Origin of the sequence: Bacillus sp. USDA818B3_A, from assembly GCF_009928415.1 — a bacterium.
In the GTDB taxonomy this organism is placed as follows: domain Bacteria; phylum Bacillota; class Bacilli; order Bacillales; family Cytobacillaceae; genus Neobacillus.
Window position 1 is genome coordinate 50,979 of record NZ_JAABNN010000015.1, and the last position, 20,940, is coordinate 71,918.

The 20,940-nt window shown below is 42.0% G+C and carries 18 protein-coding genes; 4 read left to right on the plus strand and 14 right to left on the minus strand.

Annotated features, from left to right (window positions below; all coding sequences use genetic code 11):
• Nucleotides 1–67: 67 nt before the first annotated feature.
• The 4 genes from GXK58_RS19525 to GXK58_RS19540 form a co-directional block, all read right to left on the minus strand.
• On the minus strand, nt 68–775 hold the full coding sequence (locus tag GXK58_RS19525; protein WP_160724858.1) for a response regulator: 708 nt from the start codon (nt 773–775) through the stop codon (nt 68–70).
• On the minus strand, nt 768–2,372 hold the full coding sequence (gene dcuS, locus GXK58_RS19530; RefSeq protein ID WP_160724859.1) for a DcuS/MalK family sensor histidine kinase: 1,605 nt from the start codon (nt 2,370–2,372) through the stop codon (nt 768–770). Before dcuS ends, GXK58_RS19525 begins: the two co-directional genes overlap by 8 nt.
• A gap of 161 nt (nt 2,373–2,533) precedes the next feature.
• Nucleotides 2,534–3,727: an NAD(P)-dependent malic enzyme gene (locus GXK58_RS19535; RefSeq protein WP_160724860.1), complete on the minus strand. Its 1,194-nt coding sequence runs from the start codon at nt 3,725–3,727 to the stop codon at nt 2,534–2,536.
• Between the two features lie 287 nt (nt 3,728–4,014).
• Entirely contained in the window at nt 4,015–4,785 is a 771-nt protein-coding gene (locus GXK58_RS19540) for a DeoR/GlpR family DNA-binding transcription regulator (protein ID WP_160724861.1), read from the minus strand.
• Nucleotides 4,786–5,063: 278 nt separating this feature from the next.
• Here GXK58_RS19540 and GXK58_RS19545 point away from each other — a divergent pair, with 278 nt between their 5' ends.
• Entirely contained in the window at nt 5,064–5,837 is a 774-nt protein-coding gene (locus GXK58_RS19545) for a triose-phosphate isomerase (protein ID WP_160724862.1), read from the plus strand.
• Between the two features lie 206 nt (nt 5,838–6,043).
• On the opposite strand, the gene GXK58_RS19550 is transcribed toward GXK58_RS19545, so the two are convergent.
• On the minus strand, nt 6,044–7,405 hold the full coding sequence (locus GXK58_RS19550) for a four-carbon acid sugar kinase family protein (protein WP_160724863.1): 1,362 nt from the start codon (nt 7,403–7,405) through the stop codon (nt 6,044–6,046).
• A gap of 78 nt (nt 7,406–7,483) precedes the next feature.
• Nucleotides 7,484–8,509: a 4-hydroxythreonine-4-phosphate dehydrogenase PdxA gene (gene pdxA, locus GXK58_RS19555; protein WP_160724864.1), complete on the minus strand. Its 1,026-nt coding sequence runs from the start codon at nt 8,507–8,509 to the stop codon at nt 7,484–7,486.
• A gap of 436 nt (nt 8,510–8,945) precedes the next feature.
• On the opposite strand from pdxA, the gene rpiB (GXK58_RS19560) reads away from it, so the two are divergent.
• The 3 genes from rpiB (GXK58_RS19560) to glpX all read left to right on the plus strand — a co-directional run bounded on the left by rpiB (GXK58_RS19560) (nt 8,946) and on the right by glpX (nt 12,613).
• Nucleotides 8,946–9,410 carry a ribose 5-phosphate isomerase B gene (rpiB, locus tag GXK58_RS19560; protein WP_160724865.1) on the plus strand — a complete coding sequence of 155 codons (465 nt, stop codon included), beginning with the start codon at nt 8,946–8,948 and terminating at the stop codon, nt 9,408–9,410.
• A 48-nt stretch (nt 9,411–9,458) separates the two neighbouring features.
• Complete coding sequence (tkt, locus tag GXK58_RS19565; RefSeq protein WP_160724866.1) at nt 9,459–11,474, plus strand: transketolase; 2,016 nt, start codon at nt 9,459–9,461, stop codon at nt 11,472–11,474.
• Between the two features lie 164 nt (nt 11,475–11,638).
• Nucleotides 11,639–12,613, plus strand: a complete 975-nt coding sequence (glpX, locus tag GXK58_RS19570) for a class II fructose-bisphosphatase (RefSeq protein WP_160724867.1) — start codon at nt 11,639–11,641, stop codon at nt 12,611–12,613.
• A 610-nt stretch (nt 12,614–13,223) separates the two neighbouring features.
• Here the strand turns inward: glpX and GXK58_RS19575 are convergent.
• The 8 genes from GXK58_RS19575 to GXK58_RS19610 form a co-directional block, all read right to left on the minus strand.
• Nucleotides 13,224–14,558: an MFS transporter gene (locus GXK58_RS19575; protein ID WP_160724868.1), complete on the minus strand. Its 1,335-nt coding sequence runs from the start codon at nt 14,556–14,558 to the stop codon at nt 13,224–13,226.
• A 207-nt stretch (nt 14,559–14,765) separates the two neighbouring features.
• Nucleotides 14,766–15,251, minus strand: coding sequence for a ribose 5-phosphate isomerase B (rpiB, locus tag GXK58_RS19580; protein ID WP_160724869.1), 486 nt, complete (start codon nt 15,249–15,251; stop codon nt 14,766–14,768).
• 318 nt (nt 15,252–15,569) lie between these two features.
• Nucleotides 15,570–15,905 carry a molecular chaperone GrpE gene (locus GXK58_RS19585; protein WP_160724870.1) on the minus strand — a complete coding sequence of 112 codons (336 nt, stop codon included), beginning with the start codon at nt 15,903–15,905 and terminating at the stop codon, nt 15,570–15,572.
• 36 nt (nt 15,906–15,941) lie between these two features.
• On the minus strand, nt 15,942–16,820 hold the full coding sequence (locus GXK58_RS19590; protein WP_160724871.1) for a CoB--CoM heterodisulfide reductase iron-sulfur subunit B family protein: 879 nt from the start codon (nt 16,818–16,820) through the stop codon (nt 15,942–15,944).
• Nucleotides 16,817–17,776, minus strand: coding sequence for a succinate dehydrogenase/fumarate reductase iron-sulfur subunit (locus GXK58_RS19595; protein ID WP_160724872.1), 960 nt, complete (start codon nt 17,774–17,776; stop codon nt 16,817–16,819). Before GXK58_RS19595 ends, GXK58_RS19590 begins: the two co-directional genes overlap by 4 nt.
• Nucleotides 17,776–19,485 (minus strand): FAD-binding protein, encoded by a 1,710-nt coding sequence (locus tag GXK58_RS19600; protein ID WP_160724873.1) that lies wholly within the window; start codon nt 19,483–19,485, stop codon nt 17,776–17,778. The genes GXK58_RS19595 and GXK58_RS19600 overlap by 1 nt, the downstream gene beginning before the upstream one ends.
• A 24-nt stretch (nt 19,486–19,509) precedes the next feature.
• Nucleotides 19,510–20,070: a Fe-S-containing hydro-lyase gene (locus GXK58_RS19605; RefSeq protein ID WP_160724874.1), complete on the minus strand. Its 561-nt coding sequence runs from the start codon at nt 20,068–20,070 to the stop codon at nt 19,510–19,512.
• Between the two features lie 12 nt (nt 20,071–20,082).
• On the minus strand, nt 20,083–20,928 hold the full coding sequence (locus tag GXK58_RS19610) for a fumarate hydratase (protein ID WP_160724875.1): 846 nt from the start codon (nt 20,926–20,928) through the stop codon (nt 20,083–20,085).
• Between the last annotated feature and the right edge of the window lie 12 nt (nt 20,929–20,940).

Here is a 20,940-nt window from a genome sequence, read left to right on the forward strand (position 1 = left end):
TTCATAGATTATGTAAGTTTAATCATTCTTTTTGTAAATAAAAAAAGTAAGCAGTTTCAAAAACTGCTTACAGAAAGTTTTTTATTAAGTGCTCTTTAAATTTGTTATATTCATGCTGATACACAGGCCTTCCGACCGTCCCGTAGATCACCTTGACTTCAAGGATTCCTATGTCCTTTAGAAAATTAAGATACTTTCTTGCTGAAACCCTTGATATTCCTACCACATTTGCTACTTCATCTGTAGAAAAAGGCCCGTCCTTCAATTCCTGAATCGCATCCCATATCTGCTTTAAGGTATCCTTCGTTAACCCCTTTGGCAGTTCTTCTGTGATAACCGCTTCGTCTCTATGCAAAAGTAAGTGATCGAGCTCCTGCTGACTGACCGAATCCTGTTTATCAATGAACCGAGTCTGCTCAAGGTAAGCAGCAAGTGCCGCGTTAAACCGTTCAAACTCGAAAGGCTTAATTAAATAGTCGACCACCCCATACCTTAATGCCTTCTTTATTCGTTCAAGATCTGAAGCTGCTGAAATGATGATGACATCAATTTCAAGGTCATTTTCCCGAAGGTATGCTAACAGCTCCAGCCCCTGCTTTCCCGGCATAAAAATATCCAGAAGAATGAGCTGAATATCACTCTTCGCCAAATATCGGATGGCTTCAGCTACTGAATTAGCTGTTGCAGCCAGCCGGAACCCATCAATTCTAGCTAGATATTGTTTATTGATTTCTGCGACCATCGGGTCATCTTCGACAATCATTACATTAATCATTCCATTCATCCTCTGCTTTATAAGGTATATACACGGCAAAGTTTGTTCCCTTCCCAAGCTTGGAAGAAATAATCAGGTCCCCTTCGAGCCTTTCAATTGCCTGTGTCAAAAGATATAACCCGAACCCTCGGTTTTCTCCTTTTGTAGAGAAACCTTTATCCAATATTTTACTTTGGAGTGAATTCGTCATTCCCATCCCTGTGTCTTTGACCTCGATAGTTAAAATATCTTCTGCAAAATCAAGTTTAAGTTCAACTTTTTTGTTTGGACTGTCCGCAATGGCCTCCATTGCATTATCAAAGAGATTCCCAATGATGGTGATCAGCTCATGGGTGATTTCCGAGTTTGCAGGCTTGGGAAGCATGCTTACACAATCAAATGATAAAGAAGCACCTGATTCTCTGGCAAAGCTTAGTTTGCCTATTAAGAACCCGGCAAGGACAGGGTCTTTAATTTTCTTCGTTACAAAGCCCATTTCGGTTTCCCGCATGTGTACCGTTTCACTCACATAGTTAGCAAGTGTATCATATTGTTCCGTTCGAACCAAGCCTAGTATGACATGAAGTTTGTTCATGAATTCATGTGCCTGGGCACGAAGAGCATCCGCATAGTTACGCACACCTGTGAGCTGTTCGGCCAGCAAACGGACTTCGGTCTTATCACGGAATGTAGCGATGGCTCCCACCGACTCATTTTCCACAACTACCGGAACTCTGTTTACTAAAATGGTCACCCCATTCAGGTTTTGCTCTTGGTCCAATTCGGTTTCACCCGTTTTTATGATGTGAGTTAATCGAGTCTCCGGCAAATAATCTTCAATGTTCCGCCCCATAGGATTCTCTTCCAGACCGGCTCTCTCAAAAAGCTTACCCGCTGCCCTGTTTACAAGTGTGATTTTCCCTTCTTGGTCGATGGCTATTATTCCTTCACGCACAGAATGAAGCATGGAACTGCGTTCTTCAAGCAGTTTAGCAATAGCGAATGGCTCGAGCCCTAAAAGGATTTTTTTGATGTATCTTGCCAGGCCCACTGCACCGATTACACCGATTAGGATTCCGATTAACGTCCCCATAAAGATCCCCATCCGTCCTTTATGTACCGCCTTTGTAACATTTTCTAAAGAAATTCCAACAGCAACCGCACCGACTTGTTTTCCATCTGAATTCTTTATTGGCGTAAATGCCCGCATAGATCGACCCAGTGTCCCTTTTGAAATGGAAACATATTCCTTCCCTTTAAGAACAGGTCCTTCATCCCCTCCCCTGAAGTGCTTCCCCACTTCACTAGGGTCCGGGTGGGAAAGCCGGATTCCTTTCATATCCATAACGACAACGAAGTTAACATGGGTTTTTTCTCTTATTTGATTGGTTAATATTTGTACTTCTTTCTTGTTAACTTTCCCTTCAAAAGCTCCTATCACCTGCGGGCTGATGGCAATCATTTTGGCAACATTTAAGGCCTTATCTTTCTGCGTTTCTTCCACACTGGCGGTAATTCGTTTGCTTATAATTAAATCAGTTATTCCAAGTGATAAAGCGACGACAACGCATACAAATATAATAATAATCGCTTGTAAACTAAGTTTGCCTTTCTTCATACTCTCCTCCAGGTTTTATCATAATCATAGTATGCATAAGACTTATGCATAAAATGACAAAAGGCCGCTAAGCTCATAAAAGAACTTCAAGCAGCCTTTTTCATCAATCATCAAGTTAGCGAAAGAGCACCAAAAATGGTGCCTGTCACCTAAAGTCACTTTTACACGGTTGCAAAGTATTTCCTTGCTACACCTGTTTCTACAGCGGCAGCTGCAACAGCTTTTGCTACCTCAGATGCCACTCGGTCATCAAAAGGATTAGGGATCACATAGTCTTCTGAGAGTTGTTCTTCTGAAATGAGTGAAGAAATAGCGTAGACTGCAGCCTTTTTCATTTCTTCATTTATTTCTGTTGCTTGAACATCTAGAGCGCCCCGGAAAATCCCTGGAAAGGCCAGCACATTATTGACCTGATTTGGAAAATCAGAACGGCCTGTTCCGATTACTTTTGCTCCTGCAGCTTTTGCCTCATCTGGCATAATTTCCGGAACAGGGTTTGCCATTGCAAAAATAATCGCATCTCTTCTCATCGTTAAAATCATTTCCTTTGTTATTGCACCTGCAACAGATACACCAACAAAAACATCTGCACCAACAATGACTTCCTCTAGACTTCCCTCTGCATGGTTACGATTCGTCTGTCTAGCAATCTTTTCTTTTATTGGATTCATTCCATATTCACGATTTTCAAAAATGGCACCTTTTGTATCGCATAGAATGACATCATATACACCAAAACGATTGAGCAGTTGGGCAATGGCTACACCCGCAGCTCCCGCTCCATTTATGACTACTTTGATTTCATCCATTTTCTTATCTACTAGTTTAAGAGCATTTACTAATCCGGCAACAGTGACAATGGCTGTCCCATGTTGGTCATCGTGAAAAATAGGGATATTGGTTTCTTTTTTCAACCGTTCTTCTATTTCAAAGCATCTTGGAGCTGAAATATCTTCTAAATTTACCCCGCCAAATGTTGGTTCAAGACGCTTTACTGTTTCAATTATTTCTTCAACATCCTGCGTATTTAAACAAATAGGGAATGCATCTACGTTAGCAAAACTCTTAAATAAAGCTGCTTTGCCTTCCATGACTGGCATCGCTGCTTCCGGTCCAATATTCCCAAGCCCTAATACCGCCGAACCATCTGAAACGACAGCAATGGTGTTGCCTTTCATCGTGTATTCATATACTCTTTTTGGATCTTCATAGATTTCCATACAAGGCTCTGCGACACCAGGTGAATACGCTAAACTCAAATCATGTGCATTCTTAATCTCTACTTTAGCTTTCACTTCTAATTTCCCTTGTTTATCCCTGTGCATTTGTAACGCTTGATCACGCAATGTTTCCATGATTACCTCTCCCTTTTCAAATAATATTATTTTCGTCTAGAAGAAAAACTAGTTATTACTTTGAAAACGCTTCACCCTAAAAGCACAATAGATATAAGCCAATCATATAAAGTAACAGACTACTTTAATAGAATATTTAATTAATTAAAGCCTTTTTGTAATTAAAAAAATTAGAGATTTTTTCTGGTATGGAAGACCCCCATTACATAAAAAAAGGTATCAGTCACCATGTAAATACATGATATCTGACACCCTTCTTGTTTGCGCTTTCAATATAAAAAACAATATTAGGCCACTTCTATTCCAATATTTTTGGAATCGAGGTAATCACGAACTTCTTCGGATACTTCCCGATCGGTTATCAGGTGATCAATTTGATCCGTACGAGCAAAAGTTGCAATAGAACTTTTATTGATTTTACTATGGTCAAGTAAGGCAATTACTTTATTGGCTTCTGAAACCATAATTCTCTTTAACTCCACTTCATAAAGACTAAAATCCGAGAGCCCGTCCCGTGTATTAAAGGCATAAGCCGAAGTGAACAACACATCAATGTTAATTTTTCTTAAAAGTTCTTCTCCTAAGAGCCCTTCCACAGAATTTGAAGAGTTACGGACAATACCGCCAATAATGATTACCGTTAAATAAGGATTCTCCTTCAACATCGCGGCTGTCGCAATGCCGCTGGTAACTACAGTAAGTCTCATTTTTGAATCACGGATAAATTTAGCAAGTTCAAAACAGGTCGTACTTGCATCTAACAGAATACACTGGCCCTCTTGAACATGTTGAAAGGCAGCATAACCAATTTGGTGTTTTTCCTCTCTGAATTTCTTTTCACGAATCTCATATTTTTTATCAACGGAATCCGGTTCTTCCCCTTTGACCATAGCACCGCCATGAGTCCGGATCAGCATACCCTGCTTTTCCATTTGATTCAAATCAGAGCGAATGGTAGCTGCAGAAATATTGAGTAAACTAGTTAATTCATTAACGGTGACCGTTCCTTTTTCTGTTAGTATCTCGAGAATTATATTTCTGCGTTGGTCAGCAAACATATTTTCACCCTTTCAATTACTTTCGATTATTGTATTAATAATTCTCTCATATTAAATAAAAAAATCAATCATTTTATATAGGAAAATAGTTGAAAAGTCTTGATTTTTAAGATTTTTTTGCATATTTCTCTTCATTCTCTATTTAATCGTGTTTTCGTTTATTTTTCTTTACTTAACTTTAACACAACAATTGACAGATATCGATAATAAAAGATAAAATTAAAGTAATCTTTTAGATTTTTTATAAAGATCATTCCTTAATAAGAAGGTGCTCAAATATGAATAAAGTTTATATCGGTACAAATTGGAAAATGCATAAATCAATTAAAGAAGGCAGGGAGTATTGCCGTAAGCTTCAAGAAATTGCCCAAGGGAAAGATAGCCGGATGCAGCTTTTCTTCATTCCGCCTTATACTGCATTAACCACTCTAAGAGCAGAACTAGATTCTAACATTCTATTAGGCGCACAAAATATGCATTGGGAAGAGGAAGGTCCTTTTACAGGTGAGATTTCGCCAACAATGCTAAAGGAAATTGGCATCGACTTGGTTGAACTGGGCCACTCAGAAAGACGGCAGTACTATAATGAAAATGATATTGATTTAAATAAGAAAGTTCATGCAGCCATAGATAAGGAGATCATTCCCCTTCTCTGTATTGGTGAAAAGCTCGAGGACAAGGAAAACGGAGTAAGTGGGGAATCGCTTTCCATCCAGTTAAAAATCTGTTTAAAAGATCTTACACCTGCTCAAGCAAAGAATGTCTTAGTAGCTTATGAACCCGTTTGGGCGATCGGTGCAGGTGGTACAGAGGCACCAGCTGACTATGTCCATCAAATGCATGATCATATTCGAAAGGTGCTGGTTGAACTATTCGGAGACATCGGTGGTGAAATGCCAATTTTGTTTGGCGGAAGTGTAAACCGCGGGAATGCAATTGGTTACCTAAGAGGACAAAATGTAAATGGCCTGTTCATCGGCCGCTCTGCTTGGGATCTATCATTATTTGAACCAATCATAAATGATGTTGAGGAATTTCTTTCAAAATCGTAGTCTTATCTGTCAGGTCACGTGGATGCTCTCTGCGTGGCCCTTCTTTATCTTTTCTACCGGTTGCTGCCACAAAGACACCCTCTGCCTGCCACCGCTTCTCTTTTTCAGCTCCGCTCGTTCATGGAGATACTCTCTAAAACAAAAAGCAGCACGATTTTAAGATCGCACTGCTTTACGAAACCTATACAGTTCTGCAACAAAGAATATTAAGCGTGCACTGCTTCTTGCTGATACCCCTTTGATGCTTCCTTGCAGATCCTCTTTACGATATCAATCGCTGTGCCGTTAGCACCCGTCAATCCGCCTTTTCCAACCACTACCAGCCCGTCATATTTACCGCCGATTATCCGGCCGAGGTCTGCTTGAGGAATAACATAATCAAGCAGCTCAATTCCCTTAGCACCTAATACGTTTAAAACATTAACCATCGTATCACCGCCGGTCATGTAAATACCTTTGACGTCCTCAAGACCGTGGCTTAATACTCCTGCAACAATTTCTCCTAAACCCCGGTTAATATTATTCGCTGCCTGGCCTGGCTGAAGACCGAGTTCTTTTTCCCGCGCCGCAAGATTAAGAACATTTCCTGTTAAAGCGGTTTCAAGCATAATGACGTTTGACTTCATACTTCCGACCTTCCTTAACGTCTCCGTTGCAGCACGATTAATTTCAACTGGCGCCGTGCCAGTTTGGTCGATGAGGGCCTCCGCAGAAATTGGCACCTGGCAGGTAAATTCTTTTTCCGACAACGCTTTCAACTGAACTTTAGTAACAGGAGTAGCACTTCCAGCAACGGCTAGAATGGTTCCGCTAATCACATCCTCGGAAATCTCGCCGCAGTCGGTTTCATTATCTTCTGCCACAAACCCCCTTGCAACCGCCAGTTTCTCTGAAAACGGACCAGGGTCAACGGCTAGTACATTCCATTCTAATTCAGTAACCGCTTGCGCAATCGCTTCCACATCTTCGATTGAAATAGCATCGGCAATGATGAATCTCGCACCATGGTCACGCTCACTTTGTAACTTATTCTTTAACGCTTCTTTTCCTGCCAACAAGGCACTGAGTGGCACAAAACCAATTTGATGTGCGGTTTGCTCGGACATTAAGGTTGGGACATGCGATTCGGTAACTGGTGTTCTGACATCGTTGGCAACCGGCGTTTTTGACAGGGCTACCCCATCAATCACGGAATATCCACCGACGACAATCCGTCTTGATTGCGGCATCGATGGCACCATGACAGCAATCGTATCCGAGCTCAATTCCTCAAGCATGGCATCTACTTCAAAGCCAATTCCGCCTCTTAAAGTTGTATCAATTCTTTTTGAAAAATAAACCGCGCCTTTTTCTTTCAAGGCGGCAACGGCTGATTTTACTTTTTGCTGTGCGGCCTCCTTTGGCAGCGCCCGGCTGTCGCTGCTTAGGACCATCGCTATATGCCCTTTGTCTGAATCAAGGGATTGCTCATTAAAAAATGCAGCAGTTGAAATCCCGGCTCGTGCTAACAGGACGCCAACTGTAGTTGCTCCGGTTAAATCATCTGCAACTATACCGATTTTACACATAACTTCCCCTCCCCTTTTTATTTAAAAAGAACCTCAAACAAGGGGAAATATCCCTTCCTGTTTGAGGATAACATTCATTTATCCTTGAGCAACAAGTGCTTCCTGCTTCTTTTTCCAGTAATCAATAGCAACTAATGTAGCCTCGTGCATACTGATCGTTCCAGCAATCCCCTTACCTGCAATGTCATATGCAGTTCCATGGTCAACGGAGCTTCTCATGAATGGCAAGCCCCATGTAATTGTAATTGACTTCTCAAAATCGTAAGTCTTACAAGCAATGTGGCCTTGGTCATGGTAAAGAGAAAGAATCGCATCATAATTTCCTCTTAATCCAAGCATGAATACTGAATCGGCCGGTACCGGACCTACAGCATTGATACCAAGTTCTTGTGCAGCTTTAACCGCTGGAATGAGATGCTCCGCTTCTTCTGTTCCGAAAAGACCGCCATCGGAAGCATGTGGATTAAGTGCAGCTACAGCGATTTTCGCATTTGTTAGACCAATTCCGACCATTTCATTTTGAATTTGCTGTACGCAATCTAAGACCCTTTCTTTATTTGCATAATCACAAGCTTCTTTAAGCGCTTTGTGGCGGCTTACAAAGAATACTTTTAGGTTGTGGCAGTTAAACATTGTTAACGCATATGGTGAATTTGTTAATTCGCCGTAAATTTCAGTGTGGCCAGGTTGTTTAACTCCGCATAGCTTAATCGCTTCTTTATGGATAGGAGCTGTTGCAACAACGTCAACTTCTTTATTCATACCTAATTCGATCGATTTTACAACATAATCATAAGACATCTGGCCAGCCAATTTTTGAACTTTTCCGTATTCGATGCTGGCACAATCATAATCACCCGTTTCAAGAACATCGATCGTTCCAAATTCAAACTTACCTTCAGATGGCTTTTCAATTTTATTAATGGCAAAGTTGCAGTTTTTTACTTCCATAGCACGTTTAACAATATCGACTGATCCAATAAGGAAAGGATTTGATTCTTCGTACACTTTTTGATTCATCATGGTATCGACAGTAATTTCAGGGCCGATTCCAGCTGGGTCTCCGATAGTGATTGCAACGATTGGTTTTTTTATGTTTGTCATAATTATCGCTCCTTAAAGGTAGTATTCTAAATCTTCATGTTTATCAGTTTTAATAACGTTTTCAATTATTCTATAAACATATCTTATTGTTATTTTCGTTATTTGTCAATTACTATTTTAAATTTATAAAAACAACAAAAAATGAAAGAACTTTAATTAATAATGAAAGAACTAAATGAAAACACAAGCCCCTAAAATATAGGTTTCTTCCTTATTATATATATTGAGGCTCCCTCAGCTATACCTTCCTGATTTCTTCAACCATTACACATGATCCACTCTATAAACCGGTTAAAATTATTATGTTTTTTCATCATTTCACCTTTAATACTTTCATTTATTTTCATTATTTATCATTTATCGAAAAAATTATTGACAAAATCGAAAGAAAATGAAAAAATACAGTTAGATAAAACAAAAAGGGAGTTGGAGTTAAATGAAAATCGGAATTGGTTCAGATCACAATGCATTTCAATTGAAAGAAGAAGTCAAAGCATATATCGAAGGCTTAGGCCACACTGTTGAAGATTATGGCTGCCATTCTGAAGAAGAGGTAGATTATCCGGGCCTTGCTTTTAATGTAGCAACTGATATTACAAAGGGGAGTTTAGAACGCGGCATCCTATTATGTGGAACAGGCATCGGCATGTCGATTGCCGCCAATAAAGTACCTGGTATCCGTTCTGCTCAATGTCATGATGTTTACTCTGCAGAGCGTGCACAACTTAGCAATAATGCCCAAATCATTACCATGGGGTCAAAAATCGTCGGGCCTGAGCTGGCAAAGAAAATTGTCGAAGCGTACCTTTCTGTTTCTTTCCAAGGCGGAAACTCAGCACGGAAAATTGATCAAATCATGGATAAAGAGAAAGAGTACTTGCTTCAGGGTTCTTGCTGCTAACTTTACTTATCTATCAAACAATTAAATTGTAAAAGGAAGCGATTAGCCATGAAATTAGATAATCAAGTAGTTCAATCATTACGTGTCCTTTCTATTGATATGATTGAAAAATCAAAGTCCGGTCACCCTGGGCTGCCCATGGGAGCTGCCCCTGCTGTCACAGCTTTATGGAAAAATCATCTTAAATTCAGCCCAACGAATCCAGAGTGGTTTGATCGCGACCGCTTTATCCTTTCTGCCGGGCATGGTTCCGCCCTTCTTTACAGTTTACTCCATGTATTTGGTTATGACTTGCCGATGTCTGAACTGCAGCAATTCCGCCAAATGGGCAGCTTAACCCCTGGTCATCCGGAATATAAGCATACAGCTGGGGTTGATGCTACAACAGGCCCGCTTGGCCAAGGTATTGCGATGGGAGTCGGAATGGCGATGACCGAAGCCCATTTAGCTGCTTTATATAACCGCCCGAATTATCCGATTGTAGATCATTATACCTACCTCTTGTGCGGTGACGGCTGTTTAATGGAGGGAATTTCTTATGAAGCTGCTTCTCTTGCCGGTCATCTGCAATTAGGAAAGCTGATCTTACTCTATGATTCCAATAATATCTCCCTCGACGGCGACTTGGATAAAGCGTTTTCAGAGGATGTTCAGGCACGATTCCGTTCCTGTGGCTGGCAAACGCTTGTTGTAGAAGACGGAAATGATCTCGAAGCACTCAATAATGCGATTGTGGAAGCGAAGCTTGAGAAAAATAAACCCACTCTTATTGAAGTGAAAACCGTTATTGGCTATGGCAGTCCAAATAAAGCAGGTTCTTCTGCGGTACATGGTTCCCCGCTAGGCGCTGCCGAAGCTGCATTAGTTAAGCAAAACTACAATTGGGACCTTCCTCCTTTTACTCTTCCAGAAGAAGTAGAAGAACTTAAAGAAGTTTACCGTAAGCAGGGTGCCCAGTTAGAAAATGAATGGTTTGAAACCCTACAACGTTACTATCAGGAATATCCCGAATTACAAGAAGAAGTGGAAGCTGTTGTGTACAACAGTTTACCTGCAAACTGGGACCACGCATTAGAGCTTTACAACGAAGACCATAAGGCAGCGGCTACACGTGATGCATCGGGTACGGCTCTTAATCAAATTTCTAAGAATCTCCCTACTCTTTTTGGCGGTTCTGCTGACTTGGCTTCTTCTAATAAAACAATGCTAAAAAATGAAGGGGATTTTACAGCTTCCAATTACGCAGGGAAAAATATTTGGTTCGGTGTCCGTGAGTTCGCGATGGGCGGCATTTTGAATGGAATGGCCTTGCACGGCGGAGTCCAGCCGTTTGGTGGAACATTCTTCGTCTTTTCTGATTATCTGCGCTCTGCGGTTCGTTCGGCTGCCTTAATGGGTATTCCGGTAACCTATGTGATGACGCATGATTCCATTGCAGTTGGTGAAGATGGTCCGACCCATGAACCTGTCGAACAAATATCCTCTTTCCGTGCCATGCCTGGCGTGACCGTCATTCGACCTGCTGATGCTAACGAAACGGCAGAGTCATACCGCTACGCTTTAAGCCAAAAGGATAACCCGGTTATGCTTGTTTTAAGCCGTCAGAACCTACCGATTTTACCGGGAAGCCAAGAGAAGGCCCGCGTGGGAGTCAAGAGAGGCGGTTATGTTTTAGTTGAATCCGAAGGAAAAAGAGCTGATGTAATCTTAATCGGTACTGGTTCAGAGGTTTCTCTTCTGGTTGAGGCCCGCAAAGAGCTCGCGCAAATTGGAATTGATGCTTCTGTAGTCAGTATGCCAAGCTGGGAGTTATTTGAACAACAATCAGAGGATTATCGGTATTCCGTTCTTCCATGGTCAAATCCGCGCCGTTTAGCCTGTGAAATGGGTTCAACGTTCGGATGGCAGAGATATGTTGGACCGGATGGAAAAATCATTGGTATCAATACCTTCGGCGCCTCTGCCCCGGGCGAAGAGCTCATGAAGCATTTTGGATTTACGGTGGAAAACATCGTCAACCAAGCTAAGAAAATTGTTGTAAATGCAGGAGTAAAGCTTGTGTAGTCCATCTTTTCCATTCGCTGATAAAAGTGAAGATCCGCTGATAGAGATTTACAAGGCCATTTTTCAAACAAAAACAAGGTCGATTTTCATCTAATAGCAGGCTGTTGAACTAAAAATCGATAGTTTAACAGCCTTTTTTTCTAAAATTTCGAGGAGGTATTGATATGCTGCTAAAAAACAAAGTGGATAATACCGTTTGTAACCGCGCACTTGTTACGGAGTTTCTTGAGGCCTCACAGCAAGCCGTTATCGCTTCCTATTACTGGATTGGCAGAGGGAATAAGAATGAGGCAGATGGGGCAGGAACTGAAGCCATGCGAAATCGGATGAATCAAATTGATATGACTGGTGTGATCGTCATTGGCGAGGGCGAGATGGACGAAGCCCCTATGCTTTATATTAATGAACAATTAGGGACCGGGAATGGACCAGAAGTGGATATTGCTGTGGATCCAATTGAAGGGACCACCTTAATGGCAAAAGGCCAAGCCAATTCACTCGCTGTTATCGCAGCGGCTAAACGCGGCACATTATTACACGCACCCGATATGTATATGAAGAAGCTGGCTGTAGGCCCAAAAGCGAAAGGCTGTATTGATATTACTCGCTCTTTAACAGAAAATATGCACAACGTCGCTGATGCACTAGGAAAAAAAGTGGAGGACCTCACTGTCATGATTCAGGACCGCCCTCGCCATGAAGGATTAATTAATGAGGTCTTTGCAGCCGGAGCCCGTGTAAGTCTATTTTCAGACGTCGATATCACTGGAGCTGTGGCAACAGCATTAGATGTTTATGACGTTGACCTATTGGTTGGGACTGGCGGGGCTCCTGAGGGAGTAATCGCGGCCGCAGCGTTAAAATGCTTAGGGGGAGACTTCCAAGCCATCCTTCAGCCTCAAGATGAGGAAGAATATAACCGATGTATCAAGATGGGAATTTCTAACCCAAGCAAAGTGTTTACAATCGATGATATTGTCCAATCTGATGATTGCTTTTTTGTAGCAACCGGTATAACTGACGGAATGCTACTCAAAGGTGCCCAACAAAAACCAAACGGACAAATGCTTACCCACTCCCTCGTCATCATCGGCGGCAGCATCCAAACCGCTCAATTTGTAGATGCCGCTTTTTATTAATTGCATTTAGTAAGAATCACTACTAGATTTTCCATTATCTCCTTAATGATGGACCGTTTACCACAGTGTATTTCGTACCCCTTGAAAAAAAGCCGATTCACTCCAGAGACATGGGTAAATCGGCTTTTTCAATCTCTCAAATTATTTATTCAGTTCATTTATGGACTCCGGGTTCTCTTGTACTCACCCCCTTTTAAATAAGGTGTCTTGTCCTTAATCGAGTAACCAGCAAAGGGAAATAAACGGAGATTTTTCCGTTAGATGCAGAATGGAGCTCGTTTCGGGGCATATAAGGGAAGGTTTTCCGATTATGCAAAGCAAAATCTCTTATTTCTGAGCTTTCCGAGTCATTAGGCGGAATCTCTCCGTCTATTTAAGACTCTTTTTAAAATAATTACTAGTTAAGCGAAATTTTTCCGTCTATTTATCAGACCTGGTGCTTAACCTGATTCCCTAACCGATAGTGCGGACCCTCTTGATCCTAGCCCACCCTATTTCAATACTTTACCGTTATATAATGTTAGACAAACTAATAGAAAAAAGAGCTTAGAAAGAATTCTAAGCCCTGCCGAATTATTCATTTTTTTTCAAACAGTATTTATCAATCTAATTATTTTTGAACAGGTTCTTTTAACGTTGAGATAACAATAAATCCTAATACTAGCAACACTCCAAAGAATCCGAAGGCAAGGTTGTAGTTGCCAGTCGCATCAAGGATGGCACCAACGATCATTGGAGAGAAGAATCCACCCAAGTTACCTCCGCTGTTTATAGTAGCAATGGCAACTGGATAAGTATCTCTCGTAGTTAATCCCATTGGATATGCTGTGAATGCCGGCCAGCCGATATTTAAGAAGAAACCTGATAAACCTAAACACGGAGCAACGAGTACAGAGCTGTTGGGAATGTTCATTACAACAAGCATCATAATGGCAGTAAGCAATGCTGTAAGTAACATAGTAGGCTTACGTCTCTTTAAGAATACTCGGTCTGAAATAATTCCGCCTAAAATTGCACCCACTAAACCACCGATTGCAGGGGTGGATGCCAAGAAGCCCATTTTCATAATGGAATAGCCTTTTGCATTAACAAGATACATAGGAACCCAGGTTAACATTCCGTATAAAACACTATTCATGAAAAAGTAAGAAAGTGTATTACCCCAAATATTCCAAGACTTATAGATACTTTTATTAGTTGTCAGCGGTTCTACTTTTTGATAACGGATCAATTTATCAATCCAGCCAAGAGATGTACGTCCGCCTTCCTTAACTTCTTCAACCGTTTCACTTTGACGGATATAATTCAATTCAGCCTCAGAAACTTGCGGGCTGTCTTCTGGTTTTGAACGAACGAATAGGTACCAAACAAGCGCCATTACAATACCAGGAATCGCGAACCAGAAGAACACTGAACGCCAGCCATGTTCAACAGCAATCCATGCTGCAATAATCGGGACAAGGATTGGAGCCAGCTGTGTAGAAGCAATGTAAACACCTGTTGCAGTGGCCTTTTCTTTTGCCGGGAACCACTGGTTAATGGTTGAAGTCAAACTAACTGGAGCAGGACCTTCTGCAACCCCTAATCCTAAGCGAAGTAAAACAAGTGCTGTTGCATTTTTAACTGTACCTAGGAAGAAGGTAACCACCGAAAACGCTAGAATGGCAATAGCCGCAACCCCGCGTGTCCCCTTCTTTCCAAGAAGGAATCCTGCTGGTATTTGGGTAAGTGCATACCCAAGGAAGAAGAAACTCGCGATTGCACCAGCTTGGAAGTTATTAAGTGTAAATTCTTCTTTAATAAATGGCAGAACGACACCGATATTGGTACGGTCAGCCATACAAACTAAATATACCCCGAAAATAATTAATAGGACTACCCAACGATAACTGGACTTTTTCTTTAACGCAGGACGTGCGCTAAGTTTGGATTCAGGTAAAGCCATTTTATCTTCCCCCATTACGTTTTCAAGATCGAGTGTAAAGCTCCCCCTCACTCTATCCTGAAAAAATTGTTAGTTTGTTATTATAATAAAAATAAAATTATTTCAACCATAAAACTAAAGCGGTTTCATATCTGATTAAAGTTTACTCTATGAAACTATTATAAAGCTTACAATAGGCCATAGAGTTTATTTTTTATTTCCAATCAATTACGAACAAGTTTGAGTTTCTGTGATTACAGCTCCTGCTGCAATCAATTCTTGTTCTTTATCAATAATCTTCTGAACTTTTTTTCCAGATCTAGCTTCTTCAAATTCGGAATTCAGATATGCTTCAGCAAGTTTTTTTGCAAGCTCTGGTCCGATAATTTGAGCACCCATGGTAATAATCTGAGCATTATTGCTTTTGCGAGCTCGTTCTGCCGAATAGATATCGTGAGTCGTTGCGGCTCTTATTCCTGGATATTTACATGCAGCAATCGCCACTCCAAGTCCAGTTCCGCAAATTAAGATTCCACGATCAACAGACCCTTCGCTGATGTCCTTTGCCACTTCAAATGCAACATCCGGATAATCAACTGAATCACATGTGCGGCATCCATAGTCTACCATTTCGAACCCTTTTTCTTGTAAGAATTCTTTTAAAGTGTCTTTTAACACTACCCCATTGTTATCGCTGCCAATCGCAACTTTCATATCCAATCCCTCTCTTTCGATTACTTTCATTTGTTGTTAAATCAATTATATGATTCCGCTTTCACTTAGTCAATATTTTTTTCATTTTTAATCATAATGTAATTTTTCGATAAAATAATAATGAACATCAACAATAATCGGATGAACTCGTTTATTTATAACGATTTTTTAATAGAATCTTCTATTTTCTATAAAAACATTTGCAAAGATAAAATTAATAACACTTATTACTTTTAACGTTTTTTCCTTTAATTACTTTCGATTACTTTCAAATCATAAAAAAACCGCATGGTGCCCCATGCGGTCAAATTTGTGAACCTATTTCTTAACGTACTTATAAACACCGGTTTTTAGCTTAATTTTAATGAAGTCTTCAAGTCTAGCCGCCCAAGAGTCAGCCATGTTCTCTGGATTAAAAACTGCTGCACCATTTCGAACCTTAATCCATTTCTTCGTATCTTCATCTTGAAAATAGCCGGTAATAGTTGTCGACAATGGATGAAATGGGTCGCGAGAAGAATAAATCGTCCCATGAAAAATATAGCTTTCACCGTACTGGTCATGAATCCAATCATCATGGACATTTAGCAGCCAGAGACTTCCTTTATCCAATCTCCCCACCAATTTCGCTCTTTTTTCCATAACATATTGCATAGAAACTCCCCCCTTTATAGCGGACTAGAAACTTTACTAAACCAATACCTCATTTAGAATCGGAATGGCATTAACAACATGTCTTTGAATGGCGAGCTCTTCTGGAGAGAATCCTAATGCCAGCCCGATCAGCTGCGGCAAGTGGAGTATAGGCATCGTAATATCTTCACCAAACCCTTTCTGTGCATCCGGCTGATACGCATCAAGCTGCATTTGGCACAATGGACATGGGGTCACAATACAGTCAGCACCTTGCGCCTTTGGCGATAAGCAATTCTTTCCTGTAAGATCCATTACTTCTCGTTCTGCTGGAAAAACAGCATGGAAGCCGCAGCAGGCAAGACGCTGATCAAAATCAACACTCTCCGCGCCTAATACACTTGCAACCATTTCCATCGACTGCGGGTTCATGTGGTTCTCAAACCCCATGATATTTGGCGGCATCAGGATGTGACAGCCATAAAAGTTGGCTACCTTTAAGCCCGTCAACGGACGTTTCACCTTTGCCCTTAGATTTTCTAAACCATAGTCCTGGATTAATGCCCAAAGTAAATGAGTGACTTCAACGGTACCTTTATACTCCATTCCCGCTCGGTTAAGGCCTTCATTCACCTTAGTACGCATCTTTTCATTTTTATCCATTTTGAGCTTAGCCGTACGAAGCATTAAGGTACACGTATTACATACGGTGATAAGCTTATCTACCTTTAGCTCCTCTGCCAAAGCGATATTCCGGGCATTGATAGATGTGGCCAAAAGGTCATCGACATCTTGAATATGACTGGCGCCGCAACAGGTCCAGCCGTTCAGTTCAATTAGTTCGATTCCTAGAGCCGCGGCCACTTTTTTCGTAGAAATCATCAACTCTTCTGCTGCAGATTCCAATGTACAGCCTGGGAAAAATGCATATCTCATGATTCGCTTACCTCCTGTGCAAACTTATAAAGTTCTCTAACACCCTTAATCCCTTCTACTTCTTTCGGGATATGGAATGGGTTGATTTTTCCTTTTCGAATCATCCTTAGGGCAAATGGTACTTTTGTCATCGCAGTTGTGATTAGACCATCTGTTTTGACCGGGAGCATGACTTCATTTAAACGGCCTTTTTTCTTAACGTCATCATGAAATGCATAGGCATGCTTTGCTCCTTGGTTTCGTACCTCTCCCATCTTAATCGTTTCCTGGCGCAGATAGGAGATTTGCTCGGTTAATGGAATTCCTTTTGGACACTTGGTGACACACTGCATGCAGTGCAGGCACTTCCATAATTCATTTTCAAAAGCCGGCATGATATGTTCTTCAGGTGCAGCGTCCCTTGAATCAACGGCAAAGCGGTAGGCCCGGTTTAGGATAAATGGATCTAAATACGTTCCATCGTTGACTGCGAGCTGATTACATTCAGAAGCACAAATCCCGCACAGGATACAATCCGTTGGGGCTGCAATCTGATGAAAGTCTTCTTCACTCTGAATAAATCCATCTTCTTTGCTGCCTTCCTCAGAAGGGATAAGCCACGGCTTAACTTTCTCCATCTTTTCCATTTTGGGTTCCCAAGCAACAGCTAAGTCCTTGATAACCTCAAAGTTATTTAAAGGTTCAAATACAAGCCTGTTCGTCTGAAACGTCTCGAGCACTTCATCTAATGAAGTTTTACAAACTAGAAAGGCATTGTCATTAATTCTAACCGCACAGCTTCCACAAATGGCATGACGGCAAGCGGATGTAAATACTAGCGTCGGGTCGAGCTGTTTCCGAATTGTCGTTAACACCCAAAGAATCGTTTTGCCCTTTTCATATGGCAATTCATAATCCTGATACCATTCGCTTTCGCCATCAAATCTCTTAATTTTAAAATATAGGTTTGTATACATTAGTATTTCCGCTCCTCCGGCTGGTATTTTGTAATCTTCACCGGGCTATATTCCAAACGATATTGGTCTCCATCTTGATAAATCAATGTATGTTTAAGGAAATTGGCATCATCACGTGTTGGATAGTCGGCACGAGAATGAGAACCACGACTCTCCTTGCGGTTCAGCGCCCCCATGGAAATCGCTTTGGCCAACTTCAAAATATTTCCGATCTCAACGTAATTAATAAAGGCCATATTATACTTTTCAGAGGAATCTCCAATCATAGCATCTTTATATTCTTCCAAAAGCTCGGACACTTTCTGATAGGCCTTTTCCATATCACTTTCGTTTCTAAAAATTCCTACATTATTCCACATTGTTTCGGCTAGTTCATCGCGAATCTTGAACATATTAATGCCAGTTTTCTTCTCGCGTATGCTGTTGAACTTCTCCACCCATTCGTCTGTATCACGCAGTAACTTTTCTGTAGAAGTAAACGAACGACGCTTCGCACTTTCCTTTGCACCCAATCCAGCGTACTTTCCAAAAAGTACAACGTCAGCCACCGAATTGCCGCCAAGCCGGTTGGCGCCATGAATCGAGACGCTGCAGCATTCACCTGCGGCATGAATGCCTTCAATCGGAGTACTGCAAGTACTAAAGTCACTGATGTGAATACCGCCCATCGTATAATGGCAGCTCGGACGAATCGGCACCGGCTCTTTAACCAGATCGACACCTTCAAAATCCAACGCCAGCTCCCTTACCTGCGGAAGGCGCTCCATAATTTTCTTTTCGCCTAAATGGCGAAGGTCCATTAGTACATAGGAGCCCATTCCTTCCCCAAAACCGCGGCCTTCTTTAATTTCGGTCTCAATCGATCTTGAAACCAAATCACGCGGACCAAGCTCCATTTTTTCTGGAGCATAGCGGGCCATAAACCGCTCGCCGTCCTTATTGATTAAATAGCCGCCTTCTCCGCGGCAGGCTTCTGATAAAAGAACACCTGTGGAAGCTAGACCAGTTGGGTGGAATTGCACAAATTCCGGGTCCTTCAATGGAATCCCCGCATTAAAGCAGGCTGCAGTTCCGTCACCTGTCATATTAATCGCATTCGTGGTTCGGCTCCAATACACACGGCCAAAGCCGCCGGTGGCAATCACAACAGATTTTGCTTGAATCGAATGGATTTCACCGCTGCGAATATCCATTGCAACAATCCCTTCAAAATTGCCGTTGTTCACAGAAAGGGACAACAGGTACCAACCATTGTGGAAATTGACGCCATTTTTCAAGCATTGTTCATATAGGGCATGCAGGATAACGTGTCCAGTTTTATCGGCTGAATAGCAAGTTCTTGGGCTCGAAGCGCCACCAAATGGCCTTTGGGCAATCCGGCCATTCTCATCTCTTGAAAAAGGAACCCCGAAATAATCGAGTTCAGAAATGACCTTTGGCATATTTGTGGTAAAAAATTCAACGGCATCCTGGTCGGCTAAAAAGTCACTGCCCTTGACCGTATCGCGAAAATGGCTTTCAGGAGAATCATTGGCATCCCGATAGCCCATTGCCGCGTTAATGCCACCTTGTGCAGCTCCCGTATGCGAACGTGTCGGGAAAATTTTTGAAAGGCAAGCGACGCGAAGGCTCTTGTCCTCACTAGCAGAGAGGGCTGCCATCATACCAGCCCCACCCGCTCCTATAATTACGACATCATAGCTTAGCATGGTTGTTTCTCCTCGATTCATGTTTTAATCTACTACTCTATATTTTTCTACTCCAAATTTGTATAAGTCGTTTCCTTCACTGTCCACTGCGACAATGCAAGGGTAATCGGTCACTTCCATCCGGCGGATCGCTTCTGGTCCCAGTTCTTCATAGGCGACAATATCTACTTTTTTAATCGTATCGGCAATCAGGGCTGCCGCACCGCCGATGGCCGCAAAGTAAACCGCCCCGTTTTTCTTCATAGATTCAATCACCGCTTGGCTTCTCGGTCCTTTTCCAATCATGCCCTTTAAGCCCTGGTCAAGCATCTGCGGCGAAAAAGCATCCATCCGTCCGCTTGTCGTCGGGCCGCAGGAGCCAATGACCTTTCCCGGTTTAGCAGGAGTCGGTCCTGCGTAATAAATCACTTGGCCATCAACATCAATGGGAAGTGGTTGATTGTCTTTTAAGGCATCGACCATATTTTTATGGGCGGCATCCCTTGCTGAGTAGATGACGCCGGAAATGCTGACTTGGTCGCCAGCCCGTAAATCTTTGATCTGTTCATATGTTAATGGTGTGGTCAATTTTTTAATGGTTGTCATCTTGTACACCCCTTATAAAATGGCTTCTTTATGGCGTGCTGCGTGGCAATTTAATGTCACACAGACAGGCATCATCGCGATATGGGTTGGATATGTTTCAATGTGAACGGCAAGAGCTGTCACCTTTCCACCAAAGCCTTGAGGCCCGATGCCAAGCTTGTTAATCCGTTCGAGCAGTTCTGCTTCCATCTCGGCGTAAGCTGGATTCGGGTTCGGTTCACCGGCTTTTCTTGCTAATGCTTTTTTCGCGAGTAACGTACATTTGTCCATGGTGCCGCCGATGCCTACTCCGACAATCACTGGAGGACATGGATTTCCGCCTGCCTGGGTGATGGAATTGACAATAAAGTCTTTTACACCTTCCGCTCCCTCTGCCGGCTTGCACATTTTAACAGCCCCCATATTCTCACTGCCGGCGCCTTTCGGAAGTACTTCAAGCTTTACTTTGTCGCCTGGGACAATTTCCATATGGATGACAGCCGGGGTATTATCTCCTGTGTTTTTGCGGTCCAATACCGGGTCTTTGACAACGGACTTACGTAAGTAGCCTTCCTCATAGCCCTGACGGACACCTTCGTTGATTGCTTCCGTTAAATCACCGTCAACGATGCGGGCGTCTTGGCCCACCTCTACAAATACCACGGTCATTCCGGTATCCTGACACATTGGCGCGTGTTCAGCACGCGCTAACTTTACATTTTTTAAAATCTTTTCGAGACTATATTTACCGAACTCGGATTCTTCTTTTTCCAGACCTGCTGCAATCAGAGCTTCTACATCCTCTGGAAGGTCACAAGCCGCTTGCATGCAAAGTTCTTTTACAGTCTGGGTAATTAATTTAGTTGATATTTCGCGCATTGTATTTCTCTC

Excerpts from the sequence above, each read along its gene's own strand:
- GXK58_RS19610 (WP_160724875.1), bottom strand. The coding sequence starts at position 20,928 with ATGCGCGAAATATCAACTAAATTAATTACCCAGACTGTAAAAGAACTT.
- rpiB (WP_160724865.1), top strand. The coding sequence starts at position 8,946 with ATGAAAATCGGAATTGGTTCAGATCACAATGCATTTCAATTGAAAGAA.
- GXK58_RS19595 (WP_160724872.1), bottom strand. The coding sequence starts at position 17,776 with ATGTATACAAACCTATATTTTAAAATTAAGAGATTTGATGGCGAAAGC.
- GXK58_RS19605 (WP_160724874.1), bottom strand. The coding sequence starts at position 20,070 with ATGACAACCATTAAAAAATTGACCACACCATTAACATATGAACAGATC.
- GXK58_RS19590 (WP_160724871.1), bottom strand. The coding sequence starts at position 16,820 with ATGAGATATGCATTTTTCCCAGGCTGTACATTGGAATCTGCAGCAGAA.
- dcuS (WP_160724859.1), bottom strand. The coding sequence starts at position 2,372 with ATGAAGAAAGGCAAACTTAGTTTACAAGCGATTATTATTATATTTGTA.
- GXK58_RS19550 (WP_160724863.1), bottom strand. The coding sequence starts at position 7,405 with ATGTGTAAAATCGGTATAGTTGCAGATGATTTAACCGGAGCAACTACA.
- rpiB (WP_160724869.1), bottom strand. The coding sequence starts at position 15,251 with ATGAAAGTTGCGATTGGCAGCGATAACAATGGGGTAGTGTTAAAAGAC.
- GXK58_RS19575 (WP_160724868.1), bottom strand. The coding sequence starts at position 14,558 with ATGGCTTTACCTGAATCCAAACTTAGCGCACGTCCTGCGTTAAAGAAA.
- GXK58_RS19545 (WP_160724862.1), top strand. The coding sequence starts at position 5,064 with ATGAATAAAGTTTATATCGGTACAAATTGGAAAATGCATAAATCAATT.
- glpX (WP_160724867.1), top strand. The coding sequence starts at position 11,639 with ATGCTGCTAAAAAACAAAGTGGATAATACCGTTTGTAACCGCGCACTT.
- pdxA (WP_160724864.1), bottom strand. The coding sequence starts at position 8,509 with ATGACAAACATAAAAAAACCAATCGTTGCAATCACTATCGGAGACCCA.
- GXK58_RS19535 (WP_160724860.1), bottom strand. The coding sequence starts at position 3,727 with ATGGAAACATTGCGTGATCAAGCGTTACAAATGCACAGGGATAAACAA.
- GXK58_RS19600 (WP_160724873.1), bottom strand. The coding sequence starts at position 19,485 with ATGCTAAGCTATGATGTCGTAATTATAGGAGCGGGTGGGGCTGGTATG.
- tkt (WP_160724866.1), top strand. The coding sequence starts at position 9,459 with ATGAAATTAGATAATCAAGTAGTTCAATCATTACGTGTCCTTTCTATT.
- GXK58_RS19540 (WP_160724861.1), bottom strand. The coding sequence starts at position 4,785 with ATGTTTGCTGACCAACGCAGAAATATAATTCTCGAGATACTAACAGAA.
- GXK58_RS19585 (WP_160724870.1), bottom strand. The coding sequence starts at position 15,905 with ATGCAATATGTTATGGAAAAAAGAGCGAAATTGGTGGGGAGATTGGAT.
- GXK58_RS19525 (WP_160724858.1), bottom strand. The coding sequence starts at position 775 with ATGATTAATGTAATGATTGTCGAAGATGACCCGATGGTCGCAGAAATC.